The 22,330-nt window shown below is 61.8% G+C and carries 15 protein-coding genes; 8 read left to right on the top strand and 7 right to left on the bottom strand.

Annotated features, from left to right (window positions below; all coding sequences use genetic code 11):
• Positions 1-203 precede the first annotated feature (203 nt).
• Complete coding sequence (locus ACYQ2I_RS17485) at positions 204-887, bottom strand: hypothetical protein (RefSeq protein WP_460168321.1); 684 nt, start codon at positions 885-887, stop codon at positions 204-206.
• Here ACYQ2I_RS17485 and ACYQ2I_RS17480 point away from each other — a divergent pair.
• Positions 886-1,038 carry a hypothetical protein gene (locus tag ACYQ2I_RS17480; protein ID WP_460168320.1) on the top strand — a complete coding sequence of 51 codons (153 nt, stop codon included), beginning with the start codon at positions 886-888 and terminating at the stop codon, positions 1,036-1,038. The genes ACYQ2I_RS17485 and ACYQ2I_RS17480 overlap by 2 nt on opposite strands.
• Positions 1,039-1,219: 181 nt before the next feature.
• Here ACYQ2I_RS17480 and ACYQ2I_RS17475 read toward each other — a convergent pair whose 3' ends face one another.
• A complete protein-coding gene (locus ACYQ2I_RS17475) occupies positions 1,220-2,515 on the bottom strand; it encodes a glycoside hydrolase family protein (protein WP_460168319.1) in 1,296 nt (431 codons plus the stop codon).
• 69 nt (positions 2,516-2,584) lie between these two features.
• Positions 2,585-3,619: a formylglycine-generating enzyme family protein gene (locus ACYQ2I_RS17470; RefSeq protein ID WP_460168318.1), complete on the bottom strand. Its 1,035-nt coding sequence runs from the start codon at positions 3,617-3,619 to the stop codon at positions 2,585-2,587.
• A 459-nt stretch (positions 3,620-4,078) separates the two neighbouring features.
• On the opposite strand from ACYQ2I_RS17470, the gene ACYQ2I_RS17465 reads away from it, so the two are divergent.
• Positions 4,079-4,654, top strand: a complete 576-nt coding sequence (locus tag ACYQ2I_RS17465; protein ID WP_460168317.1) for a hypothetical protein — start codon at positions 4,079-4,081, stop codon at positions 4,652-4,654.
• A 281-nt stretch (positions 4,655-4,935) separates the two neighbouring features.
• Positions 4,936-6,090, top strand: a complete 1,155-nt coding sequence (locus tag ACYQ2I_RS17460; RefSeq protein WP_460168316.1) for a chromosomal replication initiator protein DnaA — start codon at positions 4,936-4,938, stop codon at positions 6,088-6,090.
• Between the two features lie 301 nt (positions 6,091-6,391).
• On the opposite strand, the gene ACYQ2I_RS17455 is transcribed toward ACYQ2I_RS17460, so the two are convergent.
• The gene (locus tag ACYQ2I_RS17455; protein WP_460168315.1) at positions 6,392-7,684 is read right to left on the bottom strand and encodes a hypothetical protein; all 1,293 of its coding nucleotides are present in this window, start codon (positions 7,682-7,684) and stop codon (positions 6,392-6,394) included.
• A gap of 262 nt (positions 7,685-7,946) precedes the next feature.
• On the opposite strand from ACYQ2I_RS17455, the gene ACYQ2I_RS17450 reads away from it, so the two are divergent.
• The gene (locus tag ACYQ2I_RS17450) at positions 7,947-9,530 is read left to right on the top strand and encodes a sulfatase (protein WP_460168314.1); all 1,584 of its coding nucleotides are present in this window, start codon (positions 7,947-7,949) and stop codon (positions 9,528-9,530) included.
• A 78-nt stretch (positions 9,531-9,608) separates the two neighbouring features.
• Here ACYQ2I_RS17450 and ACYQ2I_RS17445 read toward each other — a convergent pair whose 3' ends face one another.
• Positions 9,609-12,392: an outer membrane protein assembly factor BamB family protein gene (locus tag ACYQ2I_RS17445; RefSeq protein WP_460168313.1), complete on the bottom strand. Its 2,784-nt coding sequence runs from the start codon at positions 12,390-12,392 to the stop codon at positions 9,609-9,611.
• Between the two features lie 139 nt (positions 12,393-12,531).
• Entirely contained in the window at positions 12,532-14,946 is a 2,415-nt protein-coding gene (locus ACYQ2I_RS17440) for an alkaline phosphatase D family protein (RefSeq protein WP_460168312.1), read from the bottom strand.
• Positions 14,947-15,507: 561 nt separating this feature from the next.
• On the opposite strand from ACYQ2I_RS17440, the gene ACYQ2I_RS17435 reads away from it, so the two are divergent.
• The 4 genes from ACYQ2I_RS17435 to ACYQ2I_RS17420 all read left to right on the top strand — a co-directional run bounded on the left by ACYQ2I_RS17435 (position 15,508) and on the right by ACYQ2I_RS17420 (position 20,466).
• A complete protein-coding gene (locus ACYQ2I_RS17435) occupies positions 15,508-16,035 on the top strand; it encodes a sigma-70 family RNA polymerase sigma factor (RefSeq protein ID WP_460168311.1) in 528 nt (175 codons plus the stop codon).
• On the top strand, positions 16,036-17,883 hold the full coding sequence (locus ACYQ2I_RS17430; protein ID WP_460168310.1) for an ankyrin repeat domain-containing protein: 1,848 nt from the start codon (positions 16,036-16,038) through the stop codon (positions 17,881-17,883).
• A gap of 132 nt (positions 17,884-18,015) precedes the next feature.
• On the top strand, positions 18,016-19,569 hold the full coding sequence (locus tag ACYQ2I_RS17425; RefSeq protein ID WP_460168309.1) for a sulfatase-like hydrolase/transferase: 1,554 nt from the start codon (positions 18,016-18,018) through the stop codon (positions 19,567-19,569).
• A 201-nt stretch (positions 19,570-19,770) separates the two neighbouring features.
• The gene (locus ACYQ2I_RS17420) at positions 19,771-20,466 is read left to right on the top strand and encodes an RraA family protein (RefSeq protein WP_460168308.1); all 696 of its coding nucleotides are present in this window, start codon (positions 19,771-19,773) and stop codon (positions 20,464-20,466) included.
• Positions 20,467-20,536: 70 nt separating this feature from the next.
• Here ACYQ2I_RS17420 and ACYQ2I_RS17415 read toward each other — a convergent pair whose 3' ends face one another.
• The gene (locus tag ACYQ2I_RS17415) at positions 20,537-22,288 is read right to left on the bottom strand and encodes a hypothetical protein (protein ID WP_460168307.1); all 1,752 of its coding nucleotides are present in this window, start codon (positions 22,286-22,288) and stop codon (positions 20,537-20,539) included.
• Positions 22,289-22,330 lie beyond the last annotated feature (42 nt).

The following is a 22,330-nucleotide window of genomic DNA, read 5'->3' as shown; positions in this document are numbered from 1 at the left end:
CGCTCGGCGCGGCAGGCACCGAGCGCCCCTCCATGCCGACTCCCTCGATCGAGGCTTGGGCGGGGGCGAATTGGGAAGATTATACCGACTTCCCCCTTCCCTCGAAACTCCAGAGAGCGCCGTCGAAATGGGGTCCACGACGTTTCCGAAACGCGCCACATTCGGCCGGTGGGGATCACGTCCCCGAAGGTCGGGGCTCGCTTTCAGCGGGGGCGCCCCTTGTGAATCGGTGGATAGCAAAGGGAGCCCCAGTCTTCGCCGGCCCCCGATTCCACCCAAATCAGCAGAAACGTCCGCACGAGATGATCCAGCATCGTGTTACACAGCCGGACCGACGTCCGATTCAGTTTCCCCTGACACGTGGCCGCTCCGTGGACCAGTTGGCAACGCAGCAGATAGATGCGCTGCAACACGCGGTCGAGGATCAACGTCCATTGTCGGTTCAGGTACCACGTATGGGATTCGTGTTTTCCTCTTTTTGCGCGTTTTGCCCGGTTTGGGGTGGGATCCTCCCAGAAGTGCCTGCTCAAATACTCATCATCGAGGATGGCCTGCACGAGCCGTTTGTGTTCCTGCAAGATGGACGCGATATGTCCGTTCGCGTCGAGACGCACCATGCGATCGACGAACGCTCGCCATCCGGCAAGGTCAGGCTCCGGCTCGCGGCGGTCGTCGTCCCATTTTCCGTAGAGGGCGTTGAAGGCGATCCACCGCCCGACCAAGGCGAAATCGGCGAACGCCTCGTCGGCCGCTTCGGCCTGTTGCAGCCAACTGCACGCCCGATGAAAGCGGATATTCGTGGCCGCACCTTCCTCGGTTTCGGCCAATCGTTCTTTGTGCGGCTTCCACATGCGCCGCAATTCGCGCACGGAGTACGTTTCGGTCATGCTCCCCCCTCGCGGCAACCGGCAACACGCCGATCGTATCCGACGTCCGCCGCCTTTGGCAAGCGGTGCGCTACCGTCGTTCATCCGGCGTCAATGCGGCGCTGCGGAGGAAAACATGCCCAAGCAGCCGGTTGCCGTACGGGCCGAATAACAGAAATGTGCACTGCGTAGAGACGCGTCAGGTCCGCCAAGGTCGCGAGTGCGCCCTCGGCGGACCGTACCCCATTTGCGCGGTTCGATTCAAGTACTTCCGGTGAACGTCGTGTGTCGTCCTCGGCACGCCCAAAGCCATGAGCGGCTGGCACGCCGGTACAACACCGCGAACCGACGAACTATTGGTAGGTTTCCTTCCATTTCTGCAATTCCTTTCCCCACTTGCCGGGGCGCACGTCGGCCGGGGTGAGGATCGGCTTGTCGGCGTTGTACTTGAACCCTTCCATCGTCACGTTTTCGATTATGACGTGATAGTGACCTTCGGTGTTGTCCCGCACGGCCCCGATGGACGGCCCCTCGAAAAACTTGTCGAACCATCGGAGCTTCAGGTCGTCGTAGTACTCTTCCGGGATTTCCAAGATCGAATGGGTTTTGATTTGTGCGTGCATACCGAATACAGCGTGAATGTTCTTGACGTAGCTGCCTTCGGCAAAACTGCCGTTCGTCGCATCGGGGTCGATTTTCTCTTGGCCTTCTTTCACACCGCCCAACCCGATCGTGACGGCATAGGCGCTGCTGACGGTCCGTACCCCGTCGACCTTCACCACCCCGTTGACGGCACTGTGCGGTCCGAGCATCACGGCGCACCGACCGTTCTTGTTGACGACGTTTCGGGCCGTGATATCGTACACGCCGGTCTGCGGACCGACGGCACCCGTTTCGAGTCGCAGCGTCACACCGCCTTTTGCGCGAATGTTTTCGAAATGGACCGACTGCGCGCCGTGCAACTGGGTCAGGCCGTATCCGGGACTGGCGTTGATGATCCGGCAATTTCGCACGGTCCCGTCGGTCGCTCGCGAAACCGGCCAATCACTGGTGTCTCGCTTGGTCTGTAGCGGCGTGAGCGTGATTCCGCAGTAGGTCGTGAAATTGTCTTTTATGAGCAGATCGGCGATGAGGAAGTTTCGCACCATGGTGGCCAGCACTGCGCGTACGCCTTCTCCCTTTTTCGGCTCGCGGTCCGAATAGTCGACGATCCAGCGTCCGCCCAAGCCTCGCAGGCTGACGTTCTCGATAAACGCCTTTTCGTCGGCTTCGGTCGCTTTTCCTTTCGGAGGCCGTTCGGCGTCGAGGAGGAACACGACCGTCTTCGTTCCCGGCGGCCAATTCGGCTTGATGACCGTCCCTGCCTCGAACAGCAGGTGGATGTTCGACTTCAATCGCACGCCGGCCAGTCGATAGGTTCCCTTGGGGACGATGATCCGCCCGCCGCCGCTTGCCGCCAGCTCATCGATCGCCCGCTGAAAGACGGCGCTTTGATCGCTTGCCGCACCGTCGTCGACAAGCCCGTAATCGGCGACCAGGTTCTTTTCGGGCATATCGGGCGTCATGGTCTCGGTGTATGCACCGAAGACCAACCCCGATGCCATCACGCACACTGCCGCCATCGCCGAAAGGATCGTGGAAAACCTCATGCGTCTCTTTCTCCGTAGTTCAGGTTGTGAATCGCCGATTCGTGATTTCTTGATGCAGGGGCTGCCTCGTCAATCGGTCCGCTTTACGCGGTGCGACGCTCGCCGTTGCCGCATCGTGTGCCGTCTGTACATGTACCCGATACCAACGACCGCGCCGATTCCACACAAACCGGCGATACTGTTCGGCTCGGGCACCGGCGCTACGGCAGCCACTCGAAAACCTGTAGTGGCCCACGTCGCGCCGGGGTTGATCCATTTCATATAGCCGGCCTTGTATGCTCGCTTTTTGCCGTAGTGGTCGCTCAATGCCGCAGCCAAATCGTTATTGACCGTCACGAAATCTTCCATCCATTCACCGATATTTCCCGCCTGGTCGAACGTACCGAACGGACCGTACGCCTCGGTATACGCACCGACAGGCGTAGGCCCTCCAGCAATATTGTTGAGGTTCGCACTAACGGCGTCTCCCGGCGGTACAGACGCCACCGGCGGCGTGTTCGACCGCGTGGCGTAGTCGTAGTACGCGCCGGCGGCCGGGTTGTAAAACGCCGCTTTGTACCACTCGTCGAAGTTCGGCAAGAACCATGCCGCATCGGCGTGGCGGACAAGCGCCGTACCTTCGACGATGTCGTAAGCACCGTGATCGCAAACCGACTCGATGTCGGCGATCCCGGCCGAGGTGCCCAAGACAGGTTGCCCGTTCTGCAACCAGTTCACGAAGCGCGCCGCGTTCCAAATCGAGACGTAATTGACGGGCCAGTCTTCACGCCCGCTCTTCGGTGAGTAGTGATGGCCGGGCGCGGCGTTACCATCGTAGACGATACCGCCTGCCTGGGCGTTGCTACCCATGTTATTGTGGTACAGCTTCAACGGCTTGATGCCGTTCGGGTCGACGGCGTTTAGAAACGCCGCGTACTGGGCATTCGTCACCTCGTACTGCCCAATCGCGTAGACATAGCCCACCGCACCGTAACCGGTATCGTCGGCAGGATTGCCGGGCGAGCCGATCGTGACAAGGGAAAATGAAACGACCGCAGCATGACCGACTGCGTTTGCGCACAACAAGGCCGCAACCGCGACCGTACCTACGACGAGACGCCCCATGGTCACTACCTCCCACGCTGATGTCGATGCAGAACGCAGGCACCGCAACAAGACAAGACAACAAGACACCACCGGGGACGAGAACTCGCGACAATTATTAGGATGCCCACAACCGTTATCATTGCACGCGTCCAGATTAGATTGACAAAAACTAGAGCAGTTCGTTTTTTCAATTACATCACCCAAAGAAACCGCCGCCGGATGTGTTTTTTCACGAGAAGAAATATGTCTAACAACGACTAAGCCGAGTCACCCCGGCAAGGTCCGTCGAAAATCGTCATACGGATCGCCCGGCGGCAAGCTGCGTGCGTCGTGTCGGCTCAAAATAACTTTGTTTTCGGGTGGCGCCGGCGTACAATTGCATCGTTGGTAGGAAAAGTGCCGTACGCTTCCGTGATTCGCTCGCTGCCGGGCTCTTTTCTCACTGTTTCATGTTCTTTTCTCACAAGGAGTTTCCGGATGCGAGTATGGGTGTCGCTTGCGCCCCTCGTCGTGCTCGCAGCGACGAGTGCGGTTGCGCAGGAACAAACGACCGTCGAGGGAACGGTCGCCGAACAGGCCGATTCGCCGCCGTTGGCGTCGGCCGGGTTGGATTGGCTCGTCGGCCGTTGGATCGACAAAGGCGACGACGCCGTCGTTACGACCGAGTGCGAATGGACGCTGAACAAGCGTTTCTTGAAGCGAACCTTTCGGGTCGAAACCGATGGAAAGACTGTCCTCGAAGGAACCCAGTTCGTCGGCTGGGATCCCGTCGCCCGACAGATTCACTCTTGGACGTTCGATTCCGAGGGCGGCGTCGGGGAAGGCGTATGGATTCGAGACGACAACCGCTGGTTGGTGAAGAAGGTGTTCGTATTGGCAGACGGCCGTCGGGCTTCGGCCATTAACGTACTCACCCGCGTCGACGAAAACACGATTCGATGGCAATCGACCAACCGAGAAATCGACGGTGAGTTGCAACCGAACATTCCCGAGGTCACCGTCGTCCGGCAGGAAGACGAGGCCCCGCAAGCGAACGAGGAGGCCTCGCAATGAACGTCCGTGGTCGTCTGTTTCTTCCCATTGTGATCGCTTCGGCGGCGTGTCTGATCGCCGATGGTGCGTGGGCCCAGCGAGTCGGCGGACGGATCGGAGGCGTGGCTCGCCCCTCGATCAACCGCTCACCGTCGATGAGCCGTCCGTCGGTGAGTCGTCCATCGGTGAGCCGTCCGATGCCAAGCCGACCTCCGGTGAGCCGCCCCACCGTACCGAGTCGCCCATCGATCAGTGTCCCGTCAGGTGCGCGTCCGTCGGTTCCGAGCCGGCCGAGCATCAACTTGCCGTCCAGCAGTACGCGTCCGGCAACGCCGAGCCGGCCGAGCATCAACCTGCCCTCGAGCGGCGCGCGTCCGGCAATTGATCGGGGCAAGCTTCAAAACCAGATCGGCACATTACCGACGCAACGTCCCTCGATGCCCGACTGGTTCAAGCCGGGCCAAGTACCTTCGACCAAGCCGGCCACGCCGCCTGCGGCACAGCTTCCGGCTCGCCCCGGTGCGAATCTGCCGAGCGGTACACGACCGGGCAGCCCCGGCACTACGCCTCCTGCGGTGCAATTGCCGGCGAGACCGGGCAACGGCGGCGGTTCTCCGCCCGGTGCGGGAGATCGACCGGGCGATCGGCCTCCGGGCATCCGACCACCGGGCTCCGGGAATCCGGGCACGACACCTCCGGCAGTCCAGTTGCCTTCGCTGCCGGGCGAGGGGCTTCTTCCGGGGAACCGGCCCCCTGGAACGAAGCCGCCGGGGAACCGGCCGCCCGGTGAACAGCCGCCGGGTGTACGACCACCGAATCGGCCGCCGGTTTATCCGCCGGTGAGCGGGCGACCGCCGTATCCGTGGTATCCCGGCCATCCCGGCTACCGGCCCGATTACTGGTGGCGTTGGGCGACCGCCGGTGCGATCACCGGTTGGGTGCTCCATCGTTGGACGCATCCGATCTACTACAGCTACGGATCGGGCGGCACCGTGTACTACGAAAACAACGTCGTCTACGTCGACGGCGAAAAGTACGGCACCGCCGACGAGTATTACGCAGACACCTGTGAGATTGCCGCCTCCGTTCCGGAAATCCACGAAGACGAAGCGGCCGAGTTGGAGTGGCTGCCGCTTGGAGTATTCGCCCTAACGGCCGAAGGCGTCAATGCGTCGAGCATGTACCTCCAGTTGGCCGTCACCAAGAACGGTATCGTCGGCGGAACGTTCTACAACGAATCGACCGGCACAACGCATCCGGTCGAAGGAATGGTCGACGAAAAGACACAACGTGCCGTGTGGAAGGCCGCCGACGGCTCGAACCCCGACATCGTGATGGAAACCGGGATCTACAACCTCACCCAGGACCAGGCCCCGGCGCTGGTGCACTTCGGCCCCGAACGCACGCAAGAAATCCTTTTGGTGCGATTGGAAGAATCCGAACGTCCTGAAGAATAAATCGCAGGGTTCGGGCGTGAACGGCCGAACTTCGCAAGAAGATCATCGGGCGGGAGCCTCTTGGGAGCTCCCGCCTTTTTCGCGGCCCTGTTCGACGTCGATGCGTGCCTGCATGTCGCGTTCGAAGGACTTTCCGTCAAGCGAAACGACGACAATCTTGCGCGTGGGGTCACCGTTCAGGCAAACCTGACCTTCGGACGCATCGATTCCCGAGCTCCCAAAACACGCGACGTGCCGGCGTGGCCGGGTCGCAGTGCGCCTTCGGCGCGCCTCACCATGCCGCCGTGACACCGACGCAAGGCTATTCCGAAACGAACGCCAACGATTTCAATTCGTCGGCCGAGAGAACCCGATTGAAGACGGCCGCACCGTCGATGAACAGTTGCGAACCATGCGCGATCGGCTCATCGCCCAACCCCAATGCACGGCCGAAAGTGAACGGCGCCCCTTCACGCAAGGGATACCGAATCTCGTCGCCCACCCGCCGCCAGGTGCCGCCTTCTTGCACCTCGAGCGCAGCGACGATCTCGACACCCGGCCGCAGTTCCAGCACAGGGGGCAACGTGATCGCCGCCCCCTCTTTCGCCTCGAACGACGCGGGCGGAAATGGGCCGGCCCCTTCGACGGCGAATCGGACGCGATACGAATCTGCGATTGCGGCGCCCGGCACGCAACTTCGATGATAGGCGACCGTCCGCTTAACGGTGTCGATTTGAAGCCAGTGCTCGTACACGCCCGAGGCGGCGTCGTAGCCGTTGAATTTCAGCACAAACGCCCGGGGGGAATAGATGGGCCACGGAAAATGGTACGGATTGGCCGACGGCGGGGCCTGATCGCCGAAGACGTCTGCGGCAACCGGATCGATCAGCTCGCAGGGCGTTGCCTTACCGTTGCAGTACACGGTAAGCATCCGGCTTTGGGGATCGAACGTCATCGCCACGGTCGTCCAGCGATGATTGTCGAATCCACGGCCGTCCACTGCGCGGCAGCGGGCGTACTGGGAGCCGGGAGCGGTCGACTGCGGATAGCTTGCCGCCCCCGTCGCCGAGATGTTCCCGATTACACCCCGCGAACCGAATAGGCCGCCGAACAACGCGATCTGCCGGCGTCCGCCGTATTTCTTCCAACCGCCTTCATCCCATATGCCGGCAATCATGTGCCGCTTGCCGACGAACTTCATCCACGCGATCAGGGTGAACGGACGACTGCCGCAGATATCCAGCGGCGAGCCGTCGAATGCGGCACGCGGAACTTCGCCGAAGATGAACCCCTGATTGAATCGAACGGCGTGCCCGAACGGACCGGATGTGTCGATCGTCAGCCGCGCGTCTTCATCGTGGTAGGGCCAATCGTCGGGCGGGTAGCGTTTCGGATCACCGATCCGCCGAAGATACACCGGGTAGGAACGATCCACGACCTGCGGATCGTAGTACGAGCCCCACGTCGCGCCTTCACGATGAGAGAAGTCCCAAAAGGCGATGAGCCCGGGCGTACGGGCCACTTGTGCCATGCGATCCGCAGGCGACTCGGCCGAGGTCGCAACTCCCGCCGGGCATGCAACCGCAACCGCGAACAACAACGTAGTGACTCGCATAATCTGTCGCTCCACGATGTAAAGGGGCGGGTGTCTGCGTTCCGATGCCGTTGAAAGGACGTTACCTCGAGGAGGTCGTCCCCGGATGAATCATGGTTCCCCGATCCGCTCTCGGCAAGGTAACGGCTGAAGGCCCGCGAGTTGACATGCCGCAGGCTACGGTCCAAAGTGGAAGGACATCGTTTCGCGAGCGATTCGGCTCCCCCCGCGGTCGCCTTCTGCTTCACCCCGCAATTTGAAATTCGTGCACAGGAGCCTCAACGTGATTCGTCAACGGCATCGTCTGCTCGGATGGATACTCACCGGTTGGATCGTAGCGATGGGCAACACCCTTGTTGCCGCGGCCGAGCGGCCGAACATCGTTTTCATTCTCGCCGATGATCTGGGCATTCGCGATTTGAGCAACGAGGGCTCCACCTTTTACGAAAGCCCGAACATCGACCGCATTGCCGCGATGGGGATGAAATTCACCCGCGGCTACGCCACGTGCCAGGTGTGCAGTCCGTCGCGGTCGTCGATTTTGACGGGCAAGTATCCGGTGAAGACGGGGATCACCACCTGGATCGGCGATCGCTCGGGCGAAGAATGGCGCAAGGCCGGGCGATTCGACAGCCATCTGCCGCCCGCGTACGAACACGCCTTGCGGGCGTCGGAAATCACGCTTGCCGAGGTGCTCCGCGATGCGGGATACAGCACGTTCTTCGCCGGCAAGTGGCACCTGGGCGGCAAGGGATCGTGGCCCACCGATCACGGATTTCAGATCAACAAAGGCGGCTGGGACGCCGGAAGCCCGGCAGGCGGTTATTTCTCGCCCTATAACAACCCGAACCTGGAAGACGGGCCGCCGGGCGAATCCCTTCCGCTTCGCTTGGGACGCGAAACGTGCCGCTTCATCGAGTCGCATCGCGACGGGCCGTTTCTGGCCTACCTGTCGTTCTACTCGGTGCACGGCCCCATCCAGACGAATCGCGAATTATGGAAGAAGTACCGCGACAAGGCCGTCGCCGCGGGTCCGGCCGAAAAGCGCTTCGCGTGGGATCGCCGACTACCCGTCCGGCAGGTGCAAGATTGCCCGATCTACGCCGGAATGATCGAAGCGATGGATACTGCGGTCGGCATGGTGCTCGACACGCTGGAAAAGAACGGACTGTTGGAAAACACGATCATTTGTTTCACCTCGGACAACGGCGGTGTTTCGTCGGGCGATGCGTTTTCGACGTCGAACCTGCCGTATCGCGGCGGTAAGGGGCGTCAATGGGAAGGCGGTATCCGCGAGCCGTTCTACTTGTACGCCCCGGGTGTGACGACACCGGGTTCGACCTGCGATGTGCCCGTCAGCGGAATCGACTGGTACCCGACGCTCTTGGACTTGGCCGGTATTCCCGTACCGCCGGCACAAGACATCGACGGTGTGAGTCTCGTACCGCTCCTCCGCGGCGAATCGATTCCCGAGCGTCCGCTGTTCTGGCACTATCCGCACTATGGAAACCAGGGCGGCGAGCCGTCGTCGATCATTTTGGAAGGCGATTGGAAGTTGATCTATTATCACGAAGACGGGCACTACGAGCTGTACAACGTCGCCGAAGACATCGGCGAGCAGCACGACATGGCCTCGGCGATGCCCGAACGGGTCGAGGCCATGAAGTCCCGTTTGTGGGCATGGCTCGAAGCGACCGACGCAAAGTTCCCGACGCCCGATCCGCAGTTCGACCCGGCCGCACGGGCCGCCCGCTGGGAACGCCTGAAAACCGAAGGCATGCGGCAATTGGAGCAACGGCACGCCCGCTACCTGGACGCCGACTTCCAACCGAACGCCGATTGGTGGGGAAGCGCCGTCGCCGATTGACCTGCCGCAGACATCATAGGCACCGGTCGCGGCCTCCTTGCCGCAGTACGGGCGGTTTTCATCCTGCTGGCCGATCGACTATTCACGCGGCGTAAGCGGTTCGCGGATCGTCACGTCGAGAAAACGAAACAGTCCGCACGGGACATCGACCGTTATGTTGCGCTCGGTAGTCGAGATCGTTTCGCCCGTGACCAGATCGCGAACTTCGACCGGCGTCACGGAATGGAACGCGATCCGGGCTCGCCGGTCGTTCGGGTTCAGATAACCGCCGTCGATCACCGTCAGCCGGATGTGATGCGGCGCCGATACCGCAGCAACCCAAGCGACTTGTCCAGCGACGGTCACCGGCAGTTTTGCGGCTGCCTGCTCGATCGCCTGCGCCACCGTGCGGTAATACGTGTGCGGCGGTTGTTTCTTGCCGTCGGGGGTGTAGTACCAGCGTCCGTCGGTGACGAATTCTTGCATGATGTCGCGATACAAGGGATGCAAGTTCTCCCGCAGCCGGCGATCGAACGTTTCACCGTGCGGACCGATCAGCACGAGTCCGTGCGGATAGGAAGGGAGAAAGTTCTGCCGCCGCTCCCAGGCCCCGGCTGCAAAGCGAGAGAAATCCCACTCGGTAAGCGGTGCACCCGGCCAGGAACCGTTGATGCGTTCGAACACGAAACGGTTGTTCCGTTCGTACTCGGGATCGAAAAAGGTCGTCCATTTCACGTTGTTGCCCTGGTCCTCGAAGTCGGGATCAGGCTCGATCATGCCCAGGCGGACGGGGGAAAAGCTGACGATCTCGCCGCGCTTGGGAACGTACAAAACACCCTTGGCGATCAGTTCCCACAACACGCTCATATATTCTTGATCGACCGAGACGTTGTTCATGTACCGCGCGCCGTACGCGATGGTGAATACCTGATTTCGCAAGAAGTGGTTCGGCAACATCTGATGCGAAAACTGCCGCATGCGGTCGAAGCTGGGATTATCGCGGGCGCAGCGTGATCCCCAGTCGTCGGTGCAACCGGCCGCCCACACACCCAGCCGCGCGGCAACACTCAACTCTTGCGTCTTGTCGGTCGTTTCTTCCATGCTGGGCACGAAGACGTCGGCGAACTCGCCGCTCAGCAATCGCGACCACATCGGGTGGTAGATCGCCGTCTCCCAAAAGAAATGTTTCGTGCGGAGGTACACCTTGTCGCCGGTCTTTTGCGCGGTTTCGGCCAGCGGATAGAGCAGGTCGTTCAACACATACGCGAATTCGTCGCTGGGATCCTCGAGTTCGGGGTAGATGACGACCACAAGTTTGTCGCCCGCTGCTTCGAGCACGCGCCGCAACGTGCGCAGACTGATCTGGTACGGATCGTTGCCGTGGCCTCCCCAAAAGGCAATTCCCGGGTAGCCCTCCAGCGCCGATGTTAATTTCGCATAGATTTCGTCGCTGGTAGCGGTGTACTGTTTTCGCCGGTCGCGCTTTTCCCGGTACGTCTCGCTGGCCATGTGCGCGCGGTCCCAGTTTTCGGCCTCCTTGAACCACACGCCGTTGAGAAAGATCGGCGTGCCGAATTCATCGGCCCAGCGTTTCGTCTTCTCCTGCATAGTCTCGGGCACACGCTCGGTCATGAAGATCACCGGCAGCGGAGCGCGAGGATGCATCGCGGGCAACCGGTCGACCGCCGTCCGAAGCGACCGGGTGTTCTCGAGAATCTTCGCAATCTTGCCGGGCGGTTCGAGTTGCGAATAGGCCTGTTTCCATGCAGCCGAAGCCGGGTCGATCACGTGGATGCAGCTCCCACCGCTTTGGCTGGAGGCCAGCACGATCTTGCCCGACACGGGATCGGCCCAAATGTCGTAAAACGAATAGCGGCAAGGAAGAACTTCCGCTTCGGACTCGTTCGGATGGGCAGGATCGAGCAACAATAACCGCGATCCGAGCAACACCGCCAACTTTCGCGTACCGAGCGAATCGACGATTTCTGTTTGGAGAACGCGGTAACCGTTGCCGTCGAGCTGTTTCCGCCAATCGTTGTGTGCGTAGATGTCGATCGCTTCGACCGATTCGGTCGCGGGTGAGACGACGGCGCACACGGCCTCGGTCAAGGTCGTCGTGCCGGCGAGAATCTCTTCATTGCCGTCACCGTCCGGATCCCGTGCGCGAATATCGCCGAACGGCCGACCGGCCGGAAGCTGCACGATCTTACACGGCTCGTTTTCCTCGGGCCGGAAGAAATAGAGCGATCCGCCGCCGCTGAGAGAATACACGATCCCGTGGACGGCCAGCAGTTCGGAGCCGTCTTTCAACCGCACCGGCCGCAAATAGTTGATCGAGTGCTCTCCCGGAGGCGGCACGCGCTTGGGGCCTTTCCCCCACGTCTTTTCCCGCGAATAAGCCGAAGAAGGAATCGACCGGTATTTCTTCGTGACCGGATCGAGCAGATACAAGTTCTTGTCGAATCCGCCTGCGGCAATCAGCGGGGTACCGTCGGCCTTCCTCACGACACATACCGAAACCATCGGCGGTCCTTGGCCGGGAAATCGCCACAACACACGCCCCGTATGATCGACGCAATACACGGCGCCGTCCGCATTCGCCAGGAAGATTTCGTCGTTCGCGTCGCCGTCGATGTCGCGGCAAAACACGTCGAAGTTCATGTACCCTGAAAGCGGTTGCTTCCACAGCACGCGACCGCCGAAATCGACGGCCAATACCGTTCCTTCGTAGCTCGACGCGACGATGTACGAACGGCCGTCGGCGCGGGCGACGCGGACCTTCTGGATCGTGTACGGCGACAGATCGAAACTTCGAATCGCCTCACCCGCCTGCAATGCCGCAGACAGACACATCCACGCCGACACCACCAACCACCAGCGCATGATGCAATTCCTCCTCTTGCTGTTCCTTTCTTTGCGCACCGACGCATCCACATGACGAACGGAGACGGCGCCCCGTCGCGGCCGACGATCGACGGCACCTCGCAACGGGGCTGTTGCGTTTTCCGGCCCTGTTCAATCGTCACGGCGAAAACGTTTGGCCTCGACGGACCGTCCACACGTCGCGATCGGGATCGCCCAGCATGACGGTGTACGTTCCCGGCGCGAACACCCACGGACGCACGCGGTTTTCCTGCAATCGCAGGGCATACACCAATTCGCCGTTCGATTCGTCGATCATCTTGAGCACGGGGCGATCGACGTCGCAGGTGATCTCGGGCAAGTACCCTGCCGGCTTGCGGGCATAATTGTCGCGCAAGGTCAATTCGACCGGCCATCCGGGCATTTGTGCCGTCGAAGGATCGTCGAGATCTGCCAGAATGCGATAGCACTCGACGGTGATACGTCCGGTGGGCTTGTGGAAGCGGACGAGTCCGAACCCGGATCGTTTCTGATCGAGCAATTCCAGATCACCGGCGTCCTCACCGCCTCCGGCACCGGTGAAGATGATCGGATTGCCCACCGCGTAGAACGTCAACGGATGGCCCCAGCGGCTCATGAATCGGCCCAAATACGGCGGCAGGTCGCCGGAATACGTCGGCCGTGCCAGGTCGTCGGGCATCGGTCCCTCGGGCGCGAAGCCCAAGCGGTCGGGTCGCCATTCCCGCGGAAAGCCCGCAGCGATCGACGGAACGGTAAAACTCACGCCCGCATCTTCCCACGTATCGATCCCATGATGGACGACGGTGGGCAGATGATTGTCGCCTGCGTACATGAAGGCGTGCGCCTTTCGGATGACGCGCAGCGCACGATCGCGTCCCGGCGGCGGCCATCCGTTGGCGTCGACGTCCTGCACCCACGTGCGGCCTTGTTTTCCGCCGTAGGTATGGCACTGCGCGAAGACGGTTTGACTGAGGGTGACTTTGGCGTCTTGGTTTTTCCAGTCGCCCGCCCACTGCTCCAAGAAGGCGAGTTGACGCTTGCCCAACAGCGGCGCTTCTTCCAGGGACCAGACCTCGGGAACCATCGGAGGACCGGCCTTGAACTTGCGGTCTTCAAGAATCGCCATGCCCACGCGGCCGTAGGTCATGTCCGTGAAGTAGACGGTGATTCCTTGCTCGATGGGTCGCGGATCGACCGGGTCGGGCAGATGCCCGGTTTGCGTCCGCTGCACCATGTTCACCCATTCCGGCGGCATGATGTAACCGCCCTTGTTGATGTTGTCGGTGGGAATCCCGCCTGCGCCCCAGATGTTCCCCTGATACACGTCGTGATCGTCGGGCAGGATGATCGACGGCCGGTCTTTCATCAATTCGCCGAACGACCAGCCGAGCAAATACCACTTGCGCAGGTAATCGAGCGCGGCAACCGAAACCGGCTCGCGGGTAATGCCGAAGCCGGCGTTTCCTTCGTAGATTTGATCGCCCGAGAAGAAAAGCACGTCGGGATCCAGCCGCTGCACGTTCGCCACGATCGTCGGGTTCGGAAAACCGTAGTCCTTGTGACCGGTGAAGCCGGCGATCGTGATCTCGTCCTTTTCGACCGGATCGTGCCGCACCGTGCCGCTGTAGGCGTACTCACGACCGTTCCACGTGTAATGCACGGTGTACGGCGTATCACGAGAAGCGTCCCAATGCTCGACGCGGAAGAGGACCGTCCGCGACAAGGGATCCATCTCTGCCCGCACCTCGCGCGCCCGGTCGCCTTCGCCGTACCGCAGCAAGGCCGAGGTTTCTCCCTGTCCCTCGGTGGGCGCCAATTGAGCCTGTAGCTTGAGCACGCCTTCGTCGAGGGTGTATTGCGTCCACAAGATCGGGCCGAAGTTCTGCTGCGGTCCGCCGGACAGATGGGTTCCGCGAATCGCGAAACGGCTGAAGGCGGCCACCGGATCGCCGGGCAAAGCTCGCTTCGGCTTACCTTGATAGAGGATCGCCACGTTTCCGCGAATGCGTTGTGAAGGAACGACGACCGCCGATCGTCCGACTACCTTTCCGCCTGCGTCGGTCGCCGCGAGCGCGACGCGATGCGTGCCGTCACCGTCGGGGGCAAGATCGAGCACGAGCGTCAGGGGGAAGGAGAACTCGCCGCCGACCGACGAATCGGCCAACACGAGCTTCCCCGTCGTCGACACGCCCGCGACGATGCCTTTCCCCCAAATCGCGTTGTACCGATAGTCGTCGAGTTTTCCTTGGATGCCGAAGGCCAAACCGCACGTCGCTTGTTGCGTGCGATCGACCGAATCGATCACCAACTCGATGTGCGCTTCGCTTTGGGCGGTGAGTTGATACGTGAGCAAATGCACGCTGCGATTCGCCCCCGGTGCCAGGCACTCGAGCTTGCCGTCGGCGATCCGCCAATCTTGAAGCGGGTTCGCCCAGTACTCCGGCCCGGCCCAAACGCCGTCGGGCGTCCGGTCGAAACGGCTCTCGAATTCGACGGCCGACGCCGACGACACCACTACCGGCAGCAATAACGCGAGCGATACGATTCGAAACACGATGACGACCTCCAAACAAAGGGGGAATCGACCTACCGGGGCGCGCGCTGAACCCGCACATACAAAACCGGAAAAGCCTCGACGGCTGTCAGGAAGGGAATCGAACGGAGAAAACGCGAACCGTCAGGGAGTGGGGATTATGTAATATCATATGCGTAACCCAATCGTGCGCACCGGGAATACGCCGACATCGCAAGGAATCGCGGGTTACCCGAATACGGTTCTTCCGAATTGCCGCAAATTGCGGCCGGCCGGTCTTTCGGCGACAAGCGGCGACCGACTTGCGACCAACGTCAAGCCGCGGTTCCCGGTGCGGAAAGCTGGCCTTTCGGTTGTCGACAATATACCATAAAAGCGTTGGGGGGGATGGTGACGTCCCCAAACGGGCGAGTCTTCGTCCGGCGGAATTGTCGGCCGGCTTCCGCGATTCCGCACTTCTCATGCAATTCGGAGGTTCGACATCGGAAGTCGAGCCGAAAGCAAGGCATGGTAGCCGTGGGGACAACGTTCTTGTCTTATGGGAACGGTGTCGTGGACGCCGCTCCCAAGGGGCTCGGGGGAATGCAACGACTCACGGATCGCCACTCCGCCTTCATGGCGTTGTTTGTACGCCATGAACCGGCGATTCACGCGTTCTTGGTCTCCTTGCTTGTCGATCCCGACGATGCCGAGGTCGTCATGCAAGAGACCAGCATGGCCATGTGGCGGAAGTTCGATCAATTCCAAGAGGGAACCAGCTTCCGAAAGTGGGCCTTTCAAATCGCCCGCTTCGAAGCGATGAACTACCGCCGCAAAAAAGCCCGCGACCGGCACCTTTTCAACGACGAACTGTTGGCAACGCTCGCCCGCGAAGCGGAAGAGCAAGCCGCAGAATTGGAAGAAGAACGACGTGCCTTGTCGCACTGCATCGCAAAACTTCGCGAGCAAGACCGCGCGGTACTCGAAGCCGCCTACGGCAGCGAGCAAACCTTGGTCGAGTACGCCGAAAAACTTGGAAAGACGCCCAATGCCGTCCGCAAACACCTGGCGCGCGTGCGGGCGATGTTGTTTTCGTGCGTACGCAAGACGATGGCCTTGCAAGGACATTGAATGCGGAACATGAGATCGGCAAACGACAACCGCGAAGAGCTGATCGAACTCATCGAGACGTTCGTGCAGGGCGATGCTTCGTCCGCGCAGGTTGCTGCATTGGAATCGCGCTTGGCAGAAGACGCCGAGGCGAGGCGTGTCTACCTGCGTTACCTGAACATGCACTCGTCGCTGGCTCGCCGGTTCTCGTACCGCGACGACGGCCCTGCAACCGCCGAAAACGCTCCGCCGCGCGCGCGATTGCCGCGCTCGCTATGGACACCGACATGGTGGTTCGCCGGAATCCTCGTTGGGGTCGTGCTGGTCGCCGTTATGGTGACGACGCGGGAATATCTCACGTCCCCCGAATCCCGGTCGATTGCCCGCATCGTCGCGGCGCAGGGTACCTTTCAGTTCATCGGCGACGGCGGGATCGTCCGCGACGACGTAATCGTCGGCGAATCACTGCCCGACGGAACGCTCGAAGGGCTTTCTCCCGATACCTGGATCGAACTCGAATTCACCGACGGTAGCCGGGTCCATATCACCGGCGTATCGAGCGTGACGTTCAACGACGCCGGTCACAAGCGTTTACACCTGCGTCAGGGAGCCATGCGCTGCGAGGCGAAACCGCAGCCCGCCGAGCGGCCGATGCGGGTGTTTACGCGCTCGGCGCAGCTCGACGTGTTGGGCACCCGTTTCGAGGTCGCAACGGAAGCCGTTCTGACGATGGTGCGTGTGGACGAGGGGAAGGTGCGCGTGCGCCGATTGCCCGACGGGGCGGATGTCGAGGTTCCCGCCCGCCACTGCGTGATTGCCGGGCCGTATCGCGACTTGACCCCCGTCCCTGTTGCCGATGCCGTTCCGTACTGGACAAGCGACTTGGAATCGGGCGTCGGTTACACCCGAGGCGAATGGGTACCGGGTACCGAAACCCGCGCCCCGGCCTTGCGAGCAACAGCCCCTTCAGAGAATAGCGGCATGTACGGTGTTTCGTTCCGGCTGGCCCGCCCGGCCGAGCCGCTGGTCGTCCTCAAACCGGGTTGCCGACTCGTCGTTCAGGGCCGCATGGCCGAAGCGGCCGATTTGGTAGTGGGCATGACGCTTTGGAATAAAGACAATCGCTTCGCCGGAAACTTCCAGATTCGTTTTCCCGCGACCCAGTTTCAGTCAGGCGAGCCGTTCTCCCTCGCCCTGCCGGTCGAAGGTTTTGCACTGGTGCCGAACCTGCGATCACAGGCGGAAGAGTTTCCGGCTACCCCGGTCGGCTCGATCGTCCAAAGCATTTGGATACACACCCTGAAAGTACCTGCCGGGCTGGAGGTAACACACGTTCGCATCGAAGGCCCGCTCGAATCACCCGAGGTGCAAACCGGTTCCGCGGTCACGCCGCCGATCGACGTTTGGACGGCCGCTTCTACAGGCGACCTGAAAACGCTGGAGGAGCACGCGCGTTGCGGCACGCCGTTGGATGCCGTGCTGCAAGGCCAAGGGGTTCCCGGTGCGGGCGCTACGCCGCTGCATTTGGCGGTACTGTGCAATCGTCCCGAGGTCGCCCGATTCCTAATTTCGCGCGGCGTCGATCTGAATCGCCATGCCGCCGACAGCTTCGGCGGCACGCCGCTGCATTGGGCCGCAGCATTGGGACGGCTGGAGCTGGTCCGGCTCCTCCTGGAGGCCGGGGCCGACGTCAACGCACTCGACTATCGCAAAGCGACCCCGCTGGACGCGGCGAACAGCCATCCCGGTCTTTCCGGCAAGACGCGGACGGCGATCCGCGAACTGATTCGCGCGCACGGCGGCCGTTCGGCGAAACAGGCCTCGCAGTCCCCTCCCGCCGCCCTCGATGCTGATGCCCCTGCGGCATGACGGCCGGACTCTTTCCTGAGACTAAAGAGCCGAATTCCACGGGCGCAATTTTCCGGCCTGCAAAAGATTTGCCCGATCACACACGGCAAGTTATTCTGTGGACAATATAAATATATGTGAAGGTTTTTTTCCATGTCGGGTTCCGTACGGTGTCGGGTGGCTGCGACCGGCGGCAAGGGAGATTTGACGATGCGGCGTATTCTCGGCGTGCTGGTGTTTTTGGCGGCAGGATGGTTCTCTGTGGTGCAGGCGGCGAAGCCCGATCTGCTGTTGATCATGCCCGACCAAATGCGGGGCGATTGTCTTTCGTGCCTGGGCCATCCGGTCGTCGAAACACCGACTTTCGATCGGCTGGCCCGAGAGGGCGTGTTGTTTCGCCGGGCATACGCCACCGTCCCCTCGTGCATTCCGGCGCGGTACGCGCTGTTGACGGGCTTGTATCCGCAAACCAGCGGCGTGGTCGGCTTCCGCCAGAAGCCGGTTACGCGCCCCACGATGCCGCAATTGTTGACGGCTCAAGGCTATCTATCGATTCTCGTCGGCCGCACGATGCACCAACGGGAAAGCGACGAGGCGCTCGGCTACACGATCCACCGGGCATGCTCCACATATGTGCGCGGCGACGAATACGCAAAGGCGATCGAAGCCGAGTTCGATGAGATTCGCGAGTTTCACGCGTGGGTGACCGATACCTTGGGACTCTCGTACAACTTGTGGCCGGCGCGGGCCTGGCCGATCGACGAAAGCTGGCATCCGACGGTTTGGATCGTACGTACCGCCGAAGAGGTTTTGGCCGAGATACCCGACGATCGGCCGGTGTTTTTGACGGCTTCGTTCTACGCGCCGCATCCGCCGTTGTTTCCTCCGCCGCAGTACTTCGACAAGTACATGCAGGCCGATCTGCCTGCTCCCGCCCACGGCGACTGGGTCGATTGGGACGCCCTCACGCCGCAAGGGGCCGAGGGAGGTCACCGCGTGCTGCTCACCGGCGAGACATTGCGCCGCGCCCAGGCCGGTTACTTCGGGCTGATCGAGCAACTCGATCGCGAGGTCGCTTCGCTGGTGCAGGCATTCGTCGCCCGCGCGGAAAAAGCCGGCAGGCCGTGGCTGATCGCCGTGACCAGTGATCACGGCGAAATGCTCGGCGACCACGGGTATTTCCGCAAGTGCGAACCGTTGGAAGGCTCGGCGAACGTGCCGATGATCCTCGCCGGCTCGCCGGAACTGAAGTTGACGGCCGGAACACGCATCGACCGCCCCGTGTGTCTCGAAGACCTGTTGCCGACGTTCCTCGACGCCGCCGGCGCCGCGCCGCCGGAGGATATCGACGGCGTGAGCCTGTTGCCTGCCGCACGAGGCAAGGACACGCTCATTCGCCCGTGGCTGCACTTCGAGCATGCCCCGTGTTACAGCAAGGCCCAAGCGTTCCATGCGTTGACCGACGGGCGGATAAAGTACATTTGGCGTCCGACCGACGGAAGCGAACTGCTGTTCGATCTAGTAAACGATCCGAAAGAAGAACACAACCTGGCCGATGATCCGACGCACGCCGAAACGTTGCGTCACTGGCGGTCGATCCTCATCGAGCGACTTGCCCGTCGTCCCGAAGGATTCACCGACGGGAAACGTCTGATCCCGGGGCGGCCCTATCCGGCGTTGAACGACGGGGTTCCTCCTGCCGAATGAACCGCTACCGTTTCGGAAGATCCGCCCGACGACCGCAGAAACAGAACATGTTCGCACAACGCGGGGTTTTTGCCCTCTGTAGCCGAATAGTTGACACCTCCGAAAGCGTAGGCCACGTTATTGCGTAGCGGGGCTGCGGCAAAATGTCCGCGGCATCCGCGACACGATCGCTTCGATTGCGGCAACCGACAGGAGCCGACCATGGCCGAGCTTTGGAAAGACGATGCCGGACTGTTCTCCATCATTCGGCAAGAACTGACGACCGCCGTGGTGGGCGAAGTCCTCGACGAATTGGGAATGCGCAACCAATTCTTGCCGCCCGGTATGACGCCGCTGGACGCCAAGGTCTCGCTGGTCGGTCGCGCCATGCCGGTCATGCACGCCGATTGCTGCGACTCCTATTCGCCCAGCGGTATGAACCCGTCGATCGCCAAGCCGTTCGGGCTGATGTTGCAAGCCCTGGACGATCTGCGGGCGGGCGAAGTCTACGTCGCCGGCGGCGCGAGCAAAAACCTGGCCCTGTGGAACGAGCTGATGACGCTGCGGGCGCTCAAGTTGCAGGCGGCGGGGGCCGTCGTCGATGCGTGCGTTCGCGACAGCCATGCGATTGCCCGACTACAATTTCCCATCTTCTCGCGTGGAATCTTCGCCCAAGATCAGCGTACCCGCACAAAGGTGGTCGATTTTCGCGTCGCCATCGAATTGGACGGCGTACGGATCCGGCCCGGGGACCTCATCTTCGGCGACGCCGAGGGCGTTTGCGTGATCCCCAACGGTGCCGAACGCGATGTCGTGCAGCAGGCTCTTGAGCGAAGCCAAAAACGAACGAAGGTGCGTCAAGCGATCGAGGCGGGTGAATCGGCCGTCGAAATCTTCAAGAAGTACAATCTGATGTGATCGCAGTCCGACGAGGGACCGCACCCCCGCGCGTCGACCGCGCCCGTCGATCTCCGTCCGATCGATGTGGTTACTCGGCGCCGGTTTGCAACACCAGGCCCAGGGCATCCATGACGGCACCGCGGCGCGCAATCACGCCCACCACCGGCAAACCGGTATTTCCCAGCGTCTCCGGGCTTTCGCTCGGCTCACCGATCCAATCCGAGGTGTACGAATCGGCGAGGTCGAGCTTACCCTCGGGTGTCAGCTTCGCGAATGTCACGCGCACGCCGCGGACCAGATCGTCGGCATGGACCTCGAGGCCGGCCACGACGTATCCCTCGCGGGCGACGACCGTCCGTTCGTTGGCCGGCACGTGATCGTAGATCGGTTCGAGAATGGCCAGCGCCGCTTTCCCTGCCCAGCTCCCCTCAGTGAAGATGAATCCGACGACGGGCCGGTTCTGGGGTTGCGACAGGTACAGCATGCCGCCGGTGCCGCCGACCAACTTCGTCGCTCCGGGCGGTGGCTCGGTGATGGGGGCCAGGCGTTGCCCGACGCCCGTTGACGGTGGACGACCTCTGCCGGAAACCGTCGGGGGCGCGCTCGGCGAGGGGCGCCCCGAGGGAACACTCCCCGGTTGACGCATCGAACCGACTCCGCGTCCTGATCCCGGTATCGGCGGCCCGCCGCGCATGCCCCCGGGGCCGAAGCCCTCCGACGCGCCTCGCGGAGAAGGCGGTCCGCGGTCTTCCTGTTCGGGTTCGGGGTTCGGTTTCGCGTTTATCCCGGCCCGTTTTTCCAGTTCGGACATGTGTTCGAGAACCCGCTCCCTCGGGTCGTTCGCAGCACGCTGGAACCCCGCGCCGGGCATCTGGGCAGGCACGTTCGGAAGGTTCGCCTGCGCTTGTTGACGCGGCGCCGGCCCCTGGGGCTTGAACGGTTCCCGCTGAACCATGTAGAACATCAAGCATCCGACGAAGAGGACGCTTCCCAGGCCCAACCCCGCCACGGCCGCTCCCCAGCCGACCGTCGGCCGAACGTACCGTTCGGGCAGGCGAGCTCCGTCTTCCACGACGACGCCCTTGGCCCTCAGTTTTTCGACGACCTTTTTCCACCGCCGCTTCGGAATACCGATGATATCTTCGCCGCCGGGCCATTCGAGCAACATGACGGCGAACGATTTCTTCAACCGCTCAGGCGGAATGATCGTACAGCGTTGAATCTCGCTGTAGTACCAAGTCGTCGCCTCAGCCCGCATGATGGGGAATCCGCCGACGATACGTTGCCGCGTGATGCGGTTGTGATAGAGGAAAACCCCGCCCGACACGTTCGAGGGGCCGACAAAAGAGATCGCCGCCGCGAATCCGGCGCCGAGCCCGCCGCCGAGCAGGAAGGAAGTAACGATGTAGGTGTAATACGTGCCCGGCCGTTTGCTGACCCCGGTCAACACCAGCATGATCGCCGTGCCGATCAGGGCACCGGCGAGGATGAAGCTTAGGCGAATGGGTAATTCGCCGCGAAGTCGGACCCGGTAAAGCCCCGGTTCTTGAAAGTTGTAGAAGGTGAGCTTGGAAAAGGTCCGCCTGATAAAGCCCCACACGCCGCCCGGACTTTCTTGTTCCCTCTCACCGACGGAAGCGCCGTGTGGCGTCGGTGCTTGCGGCAGCGGAGTCGGGGCGGGGGCGCTCGGTAACGGTCCCTGCGGAAGATTCGGAATGTTCGTCCCCGGATGTCCGACCAGCAATTGCTGTTTGCAGTTCGGACACATGACCAACCGGCCGATCCACGCCTCTTGCACGCTAAGAGACGTCCCGCATGAACACTGAATCGTGAAAGGCATCGCGACGTTCCCCGAAACCGCGCCAACGGGGGCAAGTATAGT

The sequence above is a fragment of the Thermostilla marina genome (genome assembly GCF_054657455.1).
This window is presented reverse-complemented; position numbering and strand designations above follow the sequence as displayed.